The 608-nt window shown below is 67.4% G+C and carries 1 pseudogene; it reads left to right on the top strand.

Features of this window, described 5'->3' with window-relative positions:
* Positions 1–608: pseudogene (locus tag ACFHWU_RS29320) on the top strand (IS21 family transposase); the annotation flags it as partial.

Here is a 608-nt window from a genome sequence, read left to right as displayed (position 1 = left end):
TGGAAATCTTGGAGGCATACGACCTCACGGGCAGTTACCGTGCGGCGGCTGAGTTGGCTGGGTGTGATCATCACACCGTTGCCCGTTACGTGAAGTTCCGAGAATCCGGGCAGAGTCCCGAGGCGCGGGCGCACCGGGCCCGGCCGATCGATGAGTACATGGGCAAGATCGAGGAACTGGTAGCGCGTTCGGGTGGGCGGGCCCGCGCGGACGTGGTACATCGGCGGATCACGGCGATGGGCTTCGGCGGTGGTGAGCGCACCACGCGACGGGCGGTCGCGGAGGTCAAGGCCCGTTTCGCCGCCGGGCAGCGGCGGGTGTTCCGGCCGTGGATCCCGGAGCCGGGGCTGTGGCTGCAGTTCGACTGGGGTGAGGGGCCGCGTGTCGGTGGACGACGTACGTCGTTGTGGTGCGCGTGGCTGGCCTGGTCGAGGTTCCGGGTGGTGATTCCGACGGTCGACAAGACCCTGCCGACGATCGTGTCTTGTCTGGACAGCACGTTGCGCCGGTTGGGTGGGGTGCCGGCGTATGCGTTGACCGACAACGAGAAGACGATCACCGTCGAGCATGTCGCGGACATCGCGGTGCGCAACCCGGAGATCGTGGCG

The sequence above is a fragment of the Micromonospora sp. LOL_015 genome (assembly GCF_048060275.1).
Classification (GTDB): Bacteria; Actinomycetota; Actinomycetes; order Mycobacteriales; family Micromonosporaceae; genus Micromonospora_E.
The sequence above is the reverse complement of the archived record's forward strand: the minus strand, read 5'-3'. Positions and strand labels throughout refer to the sequence as shown.